Origin of the sequence: Bacillus sp. NMCN1 (assembly GCF_002998085.1) — a bacterium.
Taxonomy (GTDB): Bacteria; Bacillota; Bacilli; order Bacillales; family Bacillaceae; genus Bacillus.
Genome location: NZ_PVQL01000002.1, coordinates 142,786 through 157,454, shown reverse-complemented (window position 1 = coordinate 157,454; position 14,669 = coordinate 142,786). Strand labels below are relative to the sequence as shown.

The window sequence follows — 14,669 nt, the reverse complement described above, 5'->3', positions numbered from 1 at the left end:
ACGCCAAAACCCGCCTCAATGGCGGGTTTTTTTCATGAGCTGCTGTCTTCTGTCACTTCAAAATCAACTGACGCTTTCGGGATGCCGTTGATGATCATTGTTAATGTATGGGTTCCTTCATAGTGTTTTCTCGTCGTCATATTTTGAAAAGACTGTGACCTGACGAATTCTCTATGTAGTGCTGAGCCAGTTTCAAACTCTGTGATTTTAAATACCTTTTGATTGCGGGTCCCCCGGGCTTTGACGTAGTCTATGGCATACTCTACACGCAGCTTTAGCGGATTATCGGCTTGAAGAGTAAAATGAAAAGTCATTTTCTCACCGATACGAATAGGATCTTGCACTACCTTCAAATCCGTTACCTGAACGGATGGATCGTCTCCATAGCCAAACAAAGCCATGATATCCGGATCTCCTTTTTTGAGTAAGGTACGGGATGCATGTTTGACAATCCAGTTCGTATGATTGTTAGTTCCATACCATTTTTGAACCGTCTGCTTCATCAGATCTGGCTGAATTGCAGAGATATCATTTAGATGGTTCGCTACACTTTTTTGCACATACCGCGCCGTGTCCGACTTCAAGTTTTCCAAAATCGGCAGCGTGACCGAAGGATTTTTTTTAAGCGAAGGAACAGATAAGCCCCATGGCAGACGCGGTCTGCACCCTTCACTAGCAAGCCTCCGTATATGCTCATTTTGATCCTGAGACCATACGAGCATTTGCGCCATCATTTTGTCTTGATCTTGAATCAGAAATGGCCGAACGGCAAATTCAGAAGTGGAAAAGGGCGTGAAGAATTCGAGCGCCTTGATCGAGAGTTCCCAATGTGCCAGGCCGTACGTCTCGACGTAGTCTGGAAATACGAGCGCACTAAGCCCTGAAAAATGCGGGGCTACCTGACGCAATACCTCAACTGTCTGCTCATAATCCTCAGGTAGACAGGCATGCATCGATTCAGTGACTCTTCTCATCCGTCCTTTTAACTCAAGCTGCTGCCAATCCTCTTGAAGCACGAGCCGCTGGAATTGCTCAGCATCAAATACAGTCGAAGCCTGCGTAATTTTCTCCGCTAATTCTTGAATAAATAATTCATGGTACACATGTTTTAAAGGTTCGATCGTGTCCGCCTCCCACATCTCAATATCATTATTTTACCCCAATCTGAAGAAAGTGGTATCACAACAATCAAAAACAGCCCAATTCCAAAGAACCAGGCTGTTGTTCGCTATATAAACATATTAATGATCATAATAAATGCAATGGCACTAACGGAAATAATTGTCTCCATAGCCGTCCATGTCAAAAACGTCTCTTTAATGGTCATACCAAAATACTCTTTGATCAGCCAGAAACCAGAGTCATTGACGTGAGATAAAATTAACGAACCCGCTCCTGTTGCTAACACAAGAAGCTCTCTGCTTACATCCGGCATAGTTGCAGCAATTGGGGCTACAATACCTGCTGCCGTCATCATAGATACCGTCGCAGATCCTGTTGCTACACGAATCACCGCAGCAATCAGCCAGCTAAGCAAAATCGGTGAGATCGGTGAGTGTTTAGCTACATCTGCAATATAATCACCAACACCTGAATCAATGAGCACATTATTGAAAGCCCCGCCTGCTCCAATGACAAGCAAGATGGAAGCGATCGGCCCTAAGCAATCGTTGCTAAAGGAAAGCACCCGGTCACGGCTCATTCCTTGCATAAAGCCAAGACTGAAGAAAGAATACACCGTTGCAATCAGCAGTGCTGTAATTGGATCTCCGATGTACTTGAATACCTGGAACCACATATTGTCCTCTGGTAAGATAATGTCCGCCAATGTGGCAAGAAGCATCAGAATCACCGGTACCAATATGGTAAACATCGTATTCGCAAAGCCGGGGAGCCTTCGATCTTCATTTCGTTCAGTGAATTGCTTTCTCAGCATCTCCGGAACTGGTTTATGTATCCGTTTTCCAATCCACTTACCATATAACGGTCCGGCAATAATCGCTGTCGGCAGCCCGACAATAATAGAGAAGAAAATGGTTTTCCCCACGTTGGCATGATAGATGCCAACGGCTGCCATTGCCGCTGGATGAGGCGGCACTAGTCCATGCACGACAGACAAGCCAGCGATTAACGAGAGCCCAATGGTCACGAGCGAGATGCCTGTTTCAATGGCAATTGTAAAAAGTAAAGGAATGAGAAGAACGAAACCGACCTGGAAAAAGACAGGTATCCCCACGATAAAGGCAACAAACATCATTGCCCAATGCACATTCTTCGTCCCAAACCGGCCGATTAAAGTTTGAGCTATCCGCTCTGCTCCCCCCGATTCAGCCATCATTTTTCCAAGCATGGTACCAAGCGCTAGAACAATGGCCAGCAATGATAACGTATTGCCTAATCCCGTTTTAATCGATTGAATAATTTCCTGCAAATCCATCCCCGTAGCAAAGCCCACTAGCATCGAAGTAATAATTAAACTCACAAATGGATTCAGCTTAGCGACTGTAATGAGAATGAGTAAAAGGACAATCGCCGCAATCACGATGAATAAAAGCATGTTCTCCCACCTTTTCCCTGATGTTTAACGATTTTGTTTTAATTGCAGCGCACTAATGACATCAAATTCATCCTTCAGTTTGTCGTAGAGACGCTCATATAAATAAAACAGCTCTATGTAAGTTTCATTGTTTTTCATATTAGGTTCATGACGAGCAGAGATTCGAATCCACTCTTGAACCTCTTCTATCTCTTCCATTTGACCTAAACTATGAAGTGCAAGGACAGCTGCCCCAAGTGCTGACGCTTCATAACTTTCTGGAACAAGTACTTCTCTGCCCATCGTATCCGCTAAAATTTGCCGCCACAGCGGAGATCGTGCAAATCCGCCCGAAGCTCTGACATCCTTTGCAGACCCGGTTAAATCTCTTAAGGCAACACCAATCGAGAAAACACTCATAATGACGCCTTCTAACACAGCTCTAATAAAATGCTCCCGCTTATGCTGAAGACCGATCCCAAAGAAGGTGCCTCTCGCATTTGGATTCCAATAAGGTGCACGCTCACCTGATAAAAATGGCAGAAACAGCAATCCCTCTGAGCCTGCTGGAATCTTTTCCGCAATATCCATCATCAAATCGTAAGGGTCCACACCAAGGCGCTTTGCTACCTCCACCTCTGAAGATCCAAATTCATCCTTCAGCCATCTCAGCATGATCCCGCCATTATTGGTCGGTCCTCCTACAACCCAATGCTTATCTGTCAGCGCATAGCAGAACGTTCTTGATTGCTCATCTGTGATTGGTTTGTCTACAACCGTACGGACCGCACCGCTTGTCCCAATCGTAACAGCCACCTCTCCTTTGCCAATCGCGCCCACACCTAAATTCGCTAGAACACCATCATTCGCACCAATGACAAATGGTGTATCTTCCTTAATGCCCATGCGCAGTGCAATCTCAGGCTGAAGTCCTCTCAGCTGATGTGTCGTTGGGACAAGTTCAGATAGTTGACTAGCTTCAATTCCAGCAATACGAAGCGCCTTCTCATCCCATTGAAGCGTTTCCAAATGGAATAGACCCGTTGCTGAAGCGATTGAATAATCGACGACATACTGACCGAAGAAATGATAAAGAATATATTCTTTAATAGAAATAAATTTCGCTGCTTTCTTGAAGACATCAGGTGCCATTTCCTTCATCCAACGTATTTTTGAAAGCGGTGACATTGGATGGATTGGTGTACCTGTCCTTTTATAAATGTGGAAGCCATCCATGTCTGATATGATTCGTTTCGCTTGTTCTGCACTTCTGTTATCTGCCCAAATGATACTGTTCGTTAACGCCTTACCACCCCCATCCATCACAATTAAGGAATGCATCGCAGTACTAATCCCGATGCCTATGAGATTTGCGGCATCAAACGCTGCTTTCGTCAATGCACCTCTTACACTCGCAATGACGGCTTCTAATATCTTTTCAGGGTCCTGCTCAACCCATGCTGGCTGGGGCTGAATGAGCTCATAAGGAACTGAATGCTTCGCTATCACTTTCCCCTGAGGTCCAAACAGAACCGCCTTTGTACTTGTTGTTCCAATATCCAAACCAATTACCGCCTGGTTACCCTTCATCTGTATCACGCCCAATCATTGATTTGAAATCACATATGTAGTTTTTGATATACCTGTTAAACCCCATTATAAAAATAATTTTTTCGACATTCAACGACCGAAAAGAAAATTATTTTCATTCAAAAGCTCACAATCGTTACCATAGCAGCACTTTCACTATCAGAAAAATTTATTTTTGGAATCATTACACCCTTTTTTGTGAAATGGTTTCTCGCATTTGCTTTAAATTTGTTATTGTTTCCTGCTGCCTTAAATGAGCAAGTGCAAAATATAGAACATCAATGACAGTCAGCTGAGCAAGTCTTGCAGACATCGCTTCTGTTCGAAAAGCCGTTTCTTGCGTCGCTGTATACAACGTGACATCTGCAAGCTGACTCAATGGAGAGCGCTGATAGCTTGTAATGCCGATGGCTTTGGCTCCTTTTCCCTTTGCTGTTTTCATCGCATCGAGTAAATCTTTATTACGTCCAGAATGAGATATACCGATCACTGTACTGTGCTGATCAAGGAGACCAGCAGACATCGCTTGAAAGTGAGAATCTGTGTGAACAATACAGTTGATACCTGTCCTCATAAATTTATGAAAAGCGTCTGTCGCTATGAGCCCAGACCCGCCACTCCCATAAAACTCTAAGCGTTTTGCCTCATGAATGATTTGTATAGCTTTTTCTACATCCTCTGGATTCAACAATTGAAAACTATCCTTTAAAGCAGATATATTCGCCTGAAAAACCTTTTGCATAAAAACAGCCGTATCATCATCAAGACTCATCTCTTCATCTACATAATCAGGCTTTGTTTGGTCTATTTCCTGGGCAATAGCAATCTTCAAATCTTGAAAGCCCTCAAATCCAAGCCTTTTACAAAGACGAAAAATCGTTGCCTCTGAGCTTGCTGTCTTTTTCGCAAGCTCTACAATAGACAAATGGATGATGTCGCGGGGCTCACTCGTAATATGTTCTGCAATTCCTTTCAGCTTTGGCGGCAATCCTCTGCTTGCTGCTCGTATTTTTTCAATACTACTTAAACTAACAGAAGCCAATTGACTTCACTCCTCCCTTATTCATGTCAGCGCATACATTTCCTCATGTTCCCATCTTATAAAAAAGAAGCCTGTTTGCACAGACTTCTTTTCTAAGCATTCATCGTTTTGATCAATAAATCAAAGAAAGCGTCAGCATCTACATCCATACACACTTGAACGTTGCGCTCTTTCTCCCATTGATGCTGAAAATCACAGATCATCTGGCCATCACAAAACTCACTCTTCGTCTCCACGTCCACATGAAAAGCCTGTGTGCCCACGAGCTGCTTGTCAATGGCAAGACTTACAGCAAGCGGATCATGCATGGCACACGCCCACATACCATTCCGCTCAAAATAGCGCTGGCGGTAAATGCTTGTACTCTCTCTAATATAACTGGCCAACGTTTCATTCTGAATCGCATCGATTCTCTCATCCGTTAGCAAGACCTGTCTCGTGACATCTAATCCCACTTGGGTCAATGAAGGGAACCCTGCATCAAGCACTAACTTTGCCGCTTCTGGGTCTGCATATGTATTAAATTCTGCAACCGGTGTGACGTTTCCCTGTCCCTGCACGACACCACCCATAAAAATGACTTCTTTGACGTGATGAATCAGCTCAGGGCATTTTTTCACCGCAAGGGCTAAATTTGTTAAAGGTCCTGTCAACACAAGCGTAACCTGCTTCGAATACTTCATCACCTGATCGATGATAAAATCAGGCGCAAAACCAGCATCTGCTTTCTTCTTAGGCTGAGCATCCTTTAAAGCACCGCCAATTCCATCCTCTCCATGCACCCGATGTTCATAATGAGGCGGCCTTAAAAGAGGTGTAGCTGACCCTTTGATAACAGGGATCTCATCTGCCTCAACCAACTCTAGCACTTTACATGTATTCAATGTAGCCGCATCAACAGACACATTCCCACATACCGTTGTAATCCCTAAAATATCAAACTGCTTACTTTTCACTGCCAGCAAAATCCCGATGGCGTCATCGATTCCAGTGTCTACGTCCAAGATCAATTTCTTTGTATTTTCCATGGTTGAAACCTCTCCCTTATTTGTAAGTGTTGTTAGGGGAATGATAGCATATTACTTTGGTCATCATTTTTTAGGGAACAAACGGCTAACGGATGTTTTTTTACTCTTTTCCTCCAATGTCTTTCAGATACTGTTCGTGTTCTTTTTTGGAGAGACTATTCAAAAAATCTTCTTTCACTTGTGGATCAAATTCATCCCAGTTCTCAAAACGGTCTGATAAAGAGTCAGATGATCTTCTTTCTACCATTTTGACGAAGCTGCCTCCTTTTAGTCGGTCGAAGGCTTTACAGGAAGTGACGACTAAGATGACAACAGGCACAACCACCTATACAAATGAAATTGTTCAAGATTGGATGGTTTCGGATACAAAGTATCTGATTAAAAATATTCCGTTTGAAAATGGTGCAGAGAATCAAATGGTTCAAGCGGATCAGTATGCGAAAGAAATACATAAGAAAATGCCGAATGCCAAGATGTATGTGACAGGCCATTCACTCGGCGGGTCGAATGCGTCCTATGTTCTTGTCAAAAATGATTTTATTAAAGGCGGGGTTACCTTTGAGAATCCGAATATTTATCCCAATCTATCGGATGGCCTACAAGCTAAAGCATTAAAAGGTGATTACCGTAGTAGATTAACAGAATATATCAATCTCAATGACGGGCTTTCTCTTTTAAATCGACATACGACAGAAATCGGTCGTGTGAAAGTGATGTATGATGCCGCTTTACCTGAAGGCGTCGATTACTCCGAGGACCCCTCCAAAGCCGTCCAATTCATGAAAGACCTCCTCAATCGGGCAATGAGTGTCAATCCTTCACTGGATGCAAATTTGTTTCTTGAAGCCCTCGCTGGCAGCCATGGCTTAGATCGGTATGCATTTTCATCAGATGGCTCCGTTGAAACCATTGATGATAAGTTGAGAAAAAATCCTTCTCTCGCTGCCGCCATGTTACACCAATTGAGTCAGTCGAATATTCACCCGCAAAGTGTGGTGGCGATTTTAATCAAGTCGCATGTTCTCATGAACACAGGTCGTCAATTCTCATCACTTGCCGAGCACGATATGCAGCAAATCATTCGCAAAATCGAGAAACTCGATGACAAAGTGGATCAATCTGTGGAACGGGTACGCTCGAGATACAAACAGATTGTTGGATTTGGTTCCTATGAACAGCTGACGGCTTCAGATGTGGATGCCGTGATTCGTCATTTAAAAGCGGAAGGACTTGAACGAGTTCTATTCAGTCAAAAAGTATGATACAGCGATTGATAGCGCTATGAATATAAAAAGGTGGCTGGACTCAATATCAGATGATATGAGCCAGCTAGGGAAAGAATACCATGATGCAGATACAGCCCTGGCAAAGAATATGGGCATTTCTTAAGGAGAACGAAGAATGGAATTTTCAAAGAAACAACCAACAGATGCAGACCGTTTTTTGCAACGAATGACAGATACGCATACATCAAGCTCCGTCTTTTCTCAAACCAACTTTCACACTGAAGACATGACACCAGCAGAGCTGGCTGCTTTGAAAGCAAAGATCAAAGAAAAACAGAAAACAGCGCTAATCAGAGCCATCCGGCATCAGCTTCAACATGAATTTGCAGAAGACCGCCAAGAAGCGGGAAAAATTTTAGATCTAATTGATGAACTTCAGATCAAAGTGTATAAACATCAAAAGCGCATCCATACGCATATGTCAGGACAAGCCATTGACGCCTTAACAGAGAAAATCGAGCAAATACTCAAGTTTTACGAACTGAAAGAAGATGTTCAATCCGCCTTCAACTCAATTGGCATTTAGATGAACCTTCCGTCCGATGAATCTTTTCCCCGTCTCATTCGTATATACTAAAAGAGTGATTGATTTGAAAGGAGATCTGTTTGTGGGATATATTTTGTTATTTTCGGTTGTGATCGGTCTTGTCTTAACCCTTTTGCTCACACCGCTCAGGTTGATCGTTAGAAAGAAAGGGGCAGAACAGCAGGTTCCGCTTATGTGGATTGCAGGCCTTGCTTTGCTGTTCATGGTCGGTATTTTTGTTTTCTATTACATGACCAATTTGGATCGTAACCCTTCATCCCTATGGCTGATTGGACTTGTTGTGACAGCAGCAGGCGCCTTTTTGTCAGTTGGATTGGAGCGTAAGATCAAAGGCGTGCTGTTTCTTATTCTATTACTGCTCGGTGTTTATTTGGCGACAGCTTTTCTATTCAATGCGAATGAGAAATTTGATGTCTCCAAAATGGAACAAAAAGTGGAAATCAAAGCGTTTGATGAGACGGAAACACCTGCGAGTGTACCGCCTCAATTTGCTCGGAACAAAATGAAGAAATCGTTCGGACAGGTTCCAAACACAAGCTACTATGAGCTTGGAAGCCTGCAAATCCAGAAGGTCAACGGTGAGTATGTGTACATCGCCCCAGTGGAGTTCTCGGACTTCTTTAAATGGATTCGTTCGGGCAGTACGCCGGGTTACTTTACATTAAGTGCGACCGACTCATCTGCTAATCCAAAGTTTGTGAAAACAGAGATGGTTTACACACCTTCCTCTTATTTCAACAAAGAAATTGAGCGGCATATCCGCCTTCAGTATCCTGATTTGATTTTCTACGGCGACACACAGCTGGAAATCAATGATGATGGAAAGCCTTATTACATTCGCACGTATGGCGATTTTATCTCGGCGCGAAACGGCTTTAAAGCATCAGGCGTGGTCGTTGTTGATGCCAAAACAGGTGCAACGAAGAAATATGCTTTAGATCAAGTACCTGCTTTTATTGATGGGGCTGTTTCACCAGAAGCGGTCAGTCTGCAAAACAGTTATTTCGGAAACTATATTCACGGGTTCTGGAATAGTATGTTTGGAAAATCAGATGTGAAGCTGCCTTCAGATGAAGGAACAGAAGCCAATGTGAGTCCGGTGTTTGATTCAAAAGGAGATATGTACTACTTCACAGATTTCACAAGTCCGAAAGAGGGCGTTGATTCGATGCTTGGGTATGCCCTGACAAATGCCCGGACAGGAAAAGCGACTTATTATACCGGAAATCTTGAAGCGTCTTACATGGATTCTCAAGGCGCTCTGCAAATTATTGAGAAACGTTTCATCGAGAAAAAATGGAAAGGCCGCATGCCGATTCTTTATAATTTCTATGGAGAAGCCAGCTGGCTCACACCGGTTCTCGATTCAAATGGATTCCTGCAAAACTACTTTATCGTTTCGGCAGCCAATCCTGAAATCGCTGCGTACGCTTCAACACCAAACGAAGCACTGAGAGCCTATAAGACAGCTCTTCAAAAAGGCGGCGGCACCGTCAACAGTTCATCTAAGCAGGAAAAGAAAGAAGCTACAGGGAAAGTCAAACGAGTCTATAAAGAAAAGACCGGTGATTATACAACCGTCACCTTCCTGCTAGACGATGGGAAAAACTACACCATGTCATCTGAAAAAGAACCTCTCGTCATTTATTTAAAAGAAGGCGATCAGGTCACCATGAAATACACAGATACAGGTGAAATCTTCCTTCCAGTTGATGAATTAAAAATTAAAGGTTTATAAAAAAAGACGTTTCTCCTACTGAGGAGAAGCGTCTTTTCTCTCTTTCCTTAACAATTCAACGAGCAACTCTTTATTTTTATTTCCCCCTGTCATTGGTGACTCGACATAGGAGAATTTTCGTTTGAAATCCATTCCTCTCACAGAAATGACAGCCAATTCACCGCCAATGCTGCCTCGCTGAAGGACATATTTAGATAAAACAGAAAGCCCCATTCCGTGGATCACAGCTTCTTTAATCGCTTGATTGCTGCTAAATGTCACAAAGGTCCGTGCTTTCAATCCATTTGATTTCAGGACGTGCTGTAAGTATTCTCCGGTACCTGATCCCTCTTCTCTCGTGATCCATGTTTCGTTTTGCAGCTGATCAATCGTGACATCCTTTTTCTTAGCAAAGGGGTGATCCAATGGCGCCACGATATAAAGCTCGTCTTCTAGAAAAGTTTCGACAGTTAGTTCTTTATCATTCGTCTGTCCTTCGATTAAACCGATGTCGACATGGAATAAGCGGACATGTCTGGCGATCGCCTCTGTGTTATCAATGACCACCTCAATATCAACATGCGGATAGAGCTGATGAAACTCTGCTAAGATTTGCGGCAGCACGTACTCTCCAATGGTAAAACTCGCCCCGATTGTCAGCTTCCCTCTTGCGAGATGATGATGCTCATAAATATCCTGCTTCGCCTGTTCATATAAACGAATGATTTGTTTTGATCGATGGTACAGCATATCCCCAGTTGGTGTAACAGTTAATTGCTTTGGCGAACGATTCAGCAGAACGGTCTGAAATTCCTGCTCCAAGTTCTTAATATGAAGACTGACACTCGGCTGTGAAATCCGCAGCTTTTGGGCTGCTTTTGTAAAGTTTTTCTCTTCCACGACTGTCACAAATGTCTTCAGTGCATCGTAATACATCGGTCCCTCTCCTATCAGAAATCTTAATCCAATACCTTTCATATATATATCTTACTAATTCCTTCCCAGTGCGTAAAGAAGCGCTTTACTGAAAACAATTTAATAAAAATATTTACTAATTTTTTTAAAGACTCTATACTAAGAGGAGATATTTTCTATAGGAGGTGCTGATTTGTCAGCAAAAATAAAGGACATTGCTGAAAAAGCTGGATTATCCATTGCGACTGTATCTCGCGTACTGAACCAAGATCCCAATCTATCTGTCACGGATCAAACACGCGAAAAAGTATACGCCGCCGCAGAAGCTTTGTCCTATCAAAAGAAAACATTCAAACATTCATTAAAAAAAATCGCCTTTCTCTATTGGATGACCGAAAAGGAAGAGCTTGAAGATATTTATTTTAAATCCATTCGCCTGGGCATTGAGGAGCTCACCAATACCCGGAGTTTAAATGTTGCCGCTTACAATCCGTCTGATGGGCTTCATTCCATTGATCCTTCTACAGAAGGGATCATCGCCATCGGCCGATTTAAAACGTCAGAGCTTGATCAATTATATGCGATCACTCAGCATATCGTCTTTATTGATACGTCACCGGATGAAGACCGTTTTGATTCTGTAAAGCCAAACCTGAAACGAATTGTTGAAAAGATCATCGATTCTTTTATTGAAAAAGAGCACACATCCATTGGATTCGTTGGCGGCACAGACCTTGATCTGAATACGAATATGCATATACCAGATATTCGCGAAACGACTTTCCGTGAATATACGATGACTCACAATGTCCTTAATGAGCGATTGGTCTATGTCGGTCACCATTTCTCAGTTGATGAAGGCTATTCGCTGATGATGAAGGCGATTGATGAGCTTGGTGATGACCTGCCCACCGCTTTTTGTGTCGCTAGTGATCCTCTTGCCATCGGCTGCTTACAAGCATTAAACGAGCGCGGATTTTCTCTGCCGAACCGCGTGAGCGTCTTTAGTATCAACGATATTCATGTGTCTCAATATGTGTCACCACCGCTCACCACGTATCATATCCACACGTCTTTACTTTGTGAAACAGCAGTCGATTTACTGTTAGAAAGACTTGTGGACGGCAGAACATTACCCAAAACTGTGCTGATTGCCTCTGAACCTGTCTTTCGAAAAAGTACGATATAAACAACTGGAAGCCCCGCCCAATGTGGAGGGCTTCTTTTCTCTTCCTATAAGTAAAAAAATTTACTTAATAAATTTAATTAAATATGTTTACTTTTTTTACTTAAGTTGATATTCTCACATTAAGAAAGCGTTTTCTTATCATCCGTGAAAAAAGAACGAGAGGGGATTACCAATGAAAAAGGGAAAATGGGCGACATTATCAGCAGTCGTTGGTACTGCTGTGCTTCTGCTTTCAGCATGCGGACCGGGAGATGACAATTCAAGCGGTACACAGCCGGCATCTACAGGTACAAAGACCTTGCTAGTGTGGGAGGATGTCAAAAAGTCTGATGGGATTCAAGACGCTGTAAAAGAATTCGAAAAACAACATGATGTGAAAATCAAAGTGGTTGAAAAAGCATATGCCGACCAAATTGAAGCTCTCCGTCTAGATGGAGCAGCCGGGACAGGTCCAGATGTGATCACCATGCCTCACAATCAGATTGGATCAGCTGTAACCGAAGGGCTATTACAGGAAATCAAACCAGATCAAAAAATAATTGATTCCTTCATAGACGAAGCCATTCAATCACAAACAGTGAATGGCAAGCTGTATGGTCTGCCAAAATCCGTTGAAACAACAGTGCTGTTCTATAACAAAGACCTAGTGAAGAAGGTACCAACTACACTCGATGGCTGGTATGAGCTTTCGAAAAAGCTGACAAAGGACGGGAAATACGGTTTTGTCGCGAAATGGGATGAAATTTACTACGCACAAAGTGTGTTAGGCGGATCAGGGGGCTATATTTTCAAACAGAAAAGCGATGGCTCTTATGATGTCAATGATATCGGTCTGAACAACGATGGCGCCATCGAAGGCGGAGAATACATTCAGAAATTCTTTAGCGAAGGACTTTTCCCGAAAGGCATCATTGGTGAACAAGGCATCAACGTCCTCAACTCCTTATTCACAGAGGAAAAGGCAGCGGCTCTTATTTCTGGTCCGTGGTCATTTGGTCCATATAAAGAAGCCGGCATTGACTATGGCGTGACTGAACTGCCAACACTCCCTAACGGAAAACATATGAGCTCATTCTTAGGCGTGAAGAGCTACAACGTCTCCTCTTATTCTAAAAATAAAGAACTCGCTGAGAAATTTGTTGAGTTTATCACGAACGAAAAAAATTCGAAGAAGCGCTTTGAAGTGACAGAGGAAATTCCCCCAGTGAAAAAGCTAATGAAAGATCCAATCATTACTGAAAACGCAAATGCGAATGCTGTTTCAAAACAAACGAAATATGCCACGCTAACACCGAACAATCCTGAAATGGAAGAGGTGTGGAAGCCGATTGACAGCGCATTAGGGCTGATTGCAACCGGCCGTACAGATGTGAAAAAGACATTTGATGATGCGGTCAATCAAATTGACTCTCAAATTAAAGCAAATCACTCCAAATAACCATCAAATGCGGGTAGCCTTGCGTATCAAGCTGCTCGTAGTTGATTAATTTCATATGAAGTAGGTGTTAGACGTGACGGGTAACCTTGAACTAGACCGCACACACACAGTGGAATCAAAAACACACCGGAGACGGGCGCTAATGTTCTCCTTTATACCCGGGATGGGGCAGATATACAACAAACAGTACGGCAAAGGGGCACTCTTTTTCCTGTTCGGCGTCTCTTTTTTGATTGTATTTTATGATTTATTCAATATTGGCTTCTGGGGGCTGTTCACACTTGGGACGATGCTGCCTCGTGACAACTCTGTTTTTCTTTTAGCAAAGGGGATTATTGCGCTGTTAACAGCTGGTTTTGGTATCGGCTTTTACGTACTCATGATGCGTGATGCTTTTATGAACGGAAAGAAACGGGATCAAGGGGTTCCACTTCATTCCATCCGTGCTCAATATCATCAGCTCATCGATCAAGGCTTCCCTTACTTAATGAGCACTCCTGCTTTCTTTTTACTTCTATTTTCTGTTGTCTTTCCTATTATGTTCAGTTTTGCGCTTGCCTTTACGAACTATGATTTATACCACTCGCCTCCTGCCAATCTGATCGACTGGGTAGGAATCAAGAACTTTCAAAATATCTTTTCTATTGATATTTGGAGAGACACCTTCATTGATGTACTTGGCTGGACCGTTGTATGGACTTTGGCTGCGTCGACCCTTCAATGTGCCGTCGGCATCTTTCTAGCGGTTCTGCTCAATCAGAAGGATTTAAAGGGAAAACGATTTTTTAGAACAATTTTGATTCTACCTTGGGCTGTTCCGGGCTTTGTGACCATTTTGGTGTTTGCTGGACTGTTCAATGATACATTTGGAGCCATTAACAATACACTTTTTGCATCGATAGGGATTGATCCAAAACCATGGCTGACAGATCCATTTTGGAGCAAAATTGCCCTCATTGCGATGCAGACTTGGCTTGGATTCCCTTTTGTTTTCATCATGACAACCGGTGTTTTGCAGGCGATTCCTGAGGATTTATATGAGGCTGCGACCATAGATGGAGCCAATTTCTTTCAGAAGTTCCGGTCTATCACGTTACCGCTTGTCCTCTATTCCATTGCACCCATACTCATCACACAATATACGTTTAACTTTAACAACTTTAATATCATCTATTTATTTAATGGCGGAGGACCGCCTGTTGCGGGGTCAACCGCTGGGGGAACGGACATCTTGGTTTCTTGGATTTATAAACTTACGATGCAGTCTTCTCAATATGCACTCGCTGCGGCTGTCACGATTTTACTCTCAATCTTTGTCATCGCCATTGCACTCTGGCAGTTTAAGAGAACGAATTCATTCAAAGAGGAGGACATGATGTGA

The 14,669-nt window shown here is 42.9% G+C and carries 11 protein-coding genes and 2 pseudogenes; 6 read left to right on the top strand and 7 right to left on the bottom strand.

The genetic code is table 11. From position 1 onward, the window contains the following. Positions 1-32: 32 nt before the first annotated feature. The 6 genes and pseudogenes from C6W21_RS10605 to C6W21_RS10580 form a co-directional block, all read right to left on the bottom strand. Positions 33-1,139: a DNA alkylation repair protein gene (locus tag C6W21_RS10605; protein WP_106050345.1), complete on the bottom strand. Its 1,107-nt coding sequence runs from the start codon at positions 1,137-1,139 to the stop codon at positions 33-35. A gap of 89 nt (positions 1,140-1,228) precedes the next feature. Continuing rightward, positions 1,229-2,557, bottom strand: coding sequence for a GntP family permease (locus tag C6W21_RS10600; RefSeq protein ID WP_106050344.1), 1,329 nt, complete (start codon positions 2,555-2,557; stop codon positions 1,229-1,231). A 24-nt stretch (positions 2,558-2,581) separates the two neighbouring features. Continuing rightward, positions 2,582-4,126, bottom strand: a complete 1,545-nt coding sequence (gene gntK / locus C6W21_RS10595; protein ID WP_106050343.1) for a gluconokinase — start codon at positions 4,124-4,126, stop codon at positions 2,582-2,584. Positions 4,127-4,310: 184 nt separating this feature from the next. Next, positions 4,311-5,168 (bottom strand): MurR/RpiR family transcriptional regulator, encoded by an 858-nt coding sequence (locus C6W21_RS10590; protein WP_106050342.1) that lies wholly within the window; start codon positions 5,166-5,168, stop codon positions 4,311-4,313. Positions 5,169-5,260: 92 nt separating this feature from the next. Then, positions 5,261-6,196 (bottom strand): nucleoside hydrolase, encoded by a 936-nt coding sequence (locus C6W21_RS10585; RefSeq protein WP_106050341.1) that lies wholly within the window; start codon positions 6,194-6,196, stop codon positions 5,261-5,263. 100 nt (positions 6,197-6,296) lie between these two features. Next, positions 6,297-6,425 (bottom strand): annotated as a pseudogene (locus C6W21_RS10580) (DUF1433 domain-containing protein); the annotation flags it as partial. On the opposite strand from C6W21_RS10580, the pseudogene C6W21_RS10575 reads away from it, so the two are divergent. The 3 genes and pseudogenes from C6W21_RS10575 to C6W21_RS10565 all read left to right on the top strand — a co-directional run. Beyond that, positions 6,409-7,585: pseudogene (locus C6W21_RS10575) on the top strand (lipase family protein); the annotation flags it as partial. The pseudogenes C6W21_RS10580 and C6W21_RS10575 overlap by 17 nt on opposite strands. 12 nt (positions 7,586-7,597) lie before the next feature. Beyond that, entirely contained in the window at positions 7,598-8,008 is a 411-nt protein-coding gene (locus tag C6W21_RS10570) for a hypothetical protein (RefSeq protein ID WP_106050340.1), read from the top strand. A gap of 82 nt (positions 8,009-8,090) precedes the next feature. After that, positions 8,091-9,767, top strand: a complete 1,677-nt coding sequence (locus C6W21_RS10565) for a hypothetical protein (RefSeq protein WP_106050339.1) — start codon at positions 8,091-8,093, stop codon at positions 9,765-9,767. 15 nt (positions 9,768-9,782) lie between these two features. On the opposite strand, the gene C6W21_RS10560 is transcribed toward C6W21_RS10565, so the two are convergent. Next, on the bottom strand, positions 9,783-10,682 hold the full coding sequence (locus C6W21_RS10560; protein ID WP_034660520.1) for a LysR family transcriptional regulator: 900 nt from the start codon (positions 10,680-10,682) through the stop codon (positions 9,783-9,785). Positions 10,683-10,854: 172 nt separating this feature from the next. Here C6W21_RS10560 and C6W21_RS10555 point away from each other — a divergent pair, with 172 nt between their 5' ends. From C6W21_RS10555 to C6W21_RS10545, 3 genes are all read left to right on the top strand, one after another. Next, positions 10,855-11,850 (top strand): LacI family DNA-binding transcriptional regulator, encoded by a 996-nt coding sequence (locus C6W21_RS10555; RefSeq protein WP_106050338.1) that lies wholly within the window; start codon positions 10,855-10,857, stop codon positions 11,848-11,850. A 172-nt stretch (positions 11,851-12,022) separates the two neighbouring features. Further along, complete coding sequence (ganS, locus tag C6W21_RS10550; RefSeq protein ID WP_106050337.1) at positions 12,023-13,288, top strand: galactooligosaccharide ABC transporter substrate-binding protein GanS; 1,266 nt, start codon at positions 12,023-12,025, stop codon at positions 13,286-13,288. A gap of 142 nt (positions 13,289-13,430) precedes the next feature. After that, positions 13,431-14,669, top strand: a complete 1,239-nt coding sequence (locus tag C6W21_RS10545) for a carbohydrate ABC transporter permease (protein WP_106050336.1) — start codon at positions 13,431-13,433, stop codon at positions 14,667-14,669.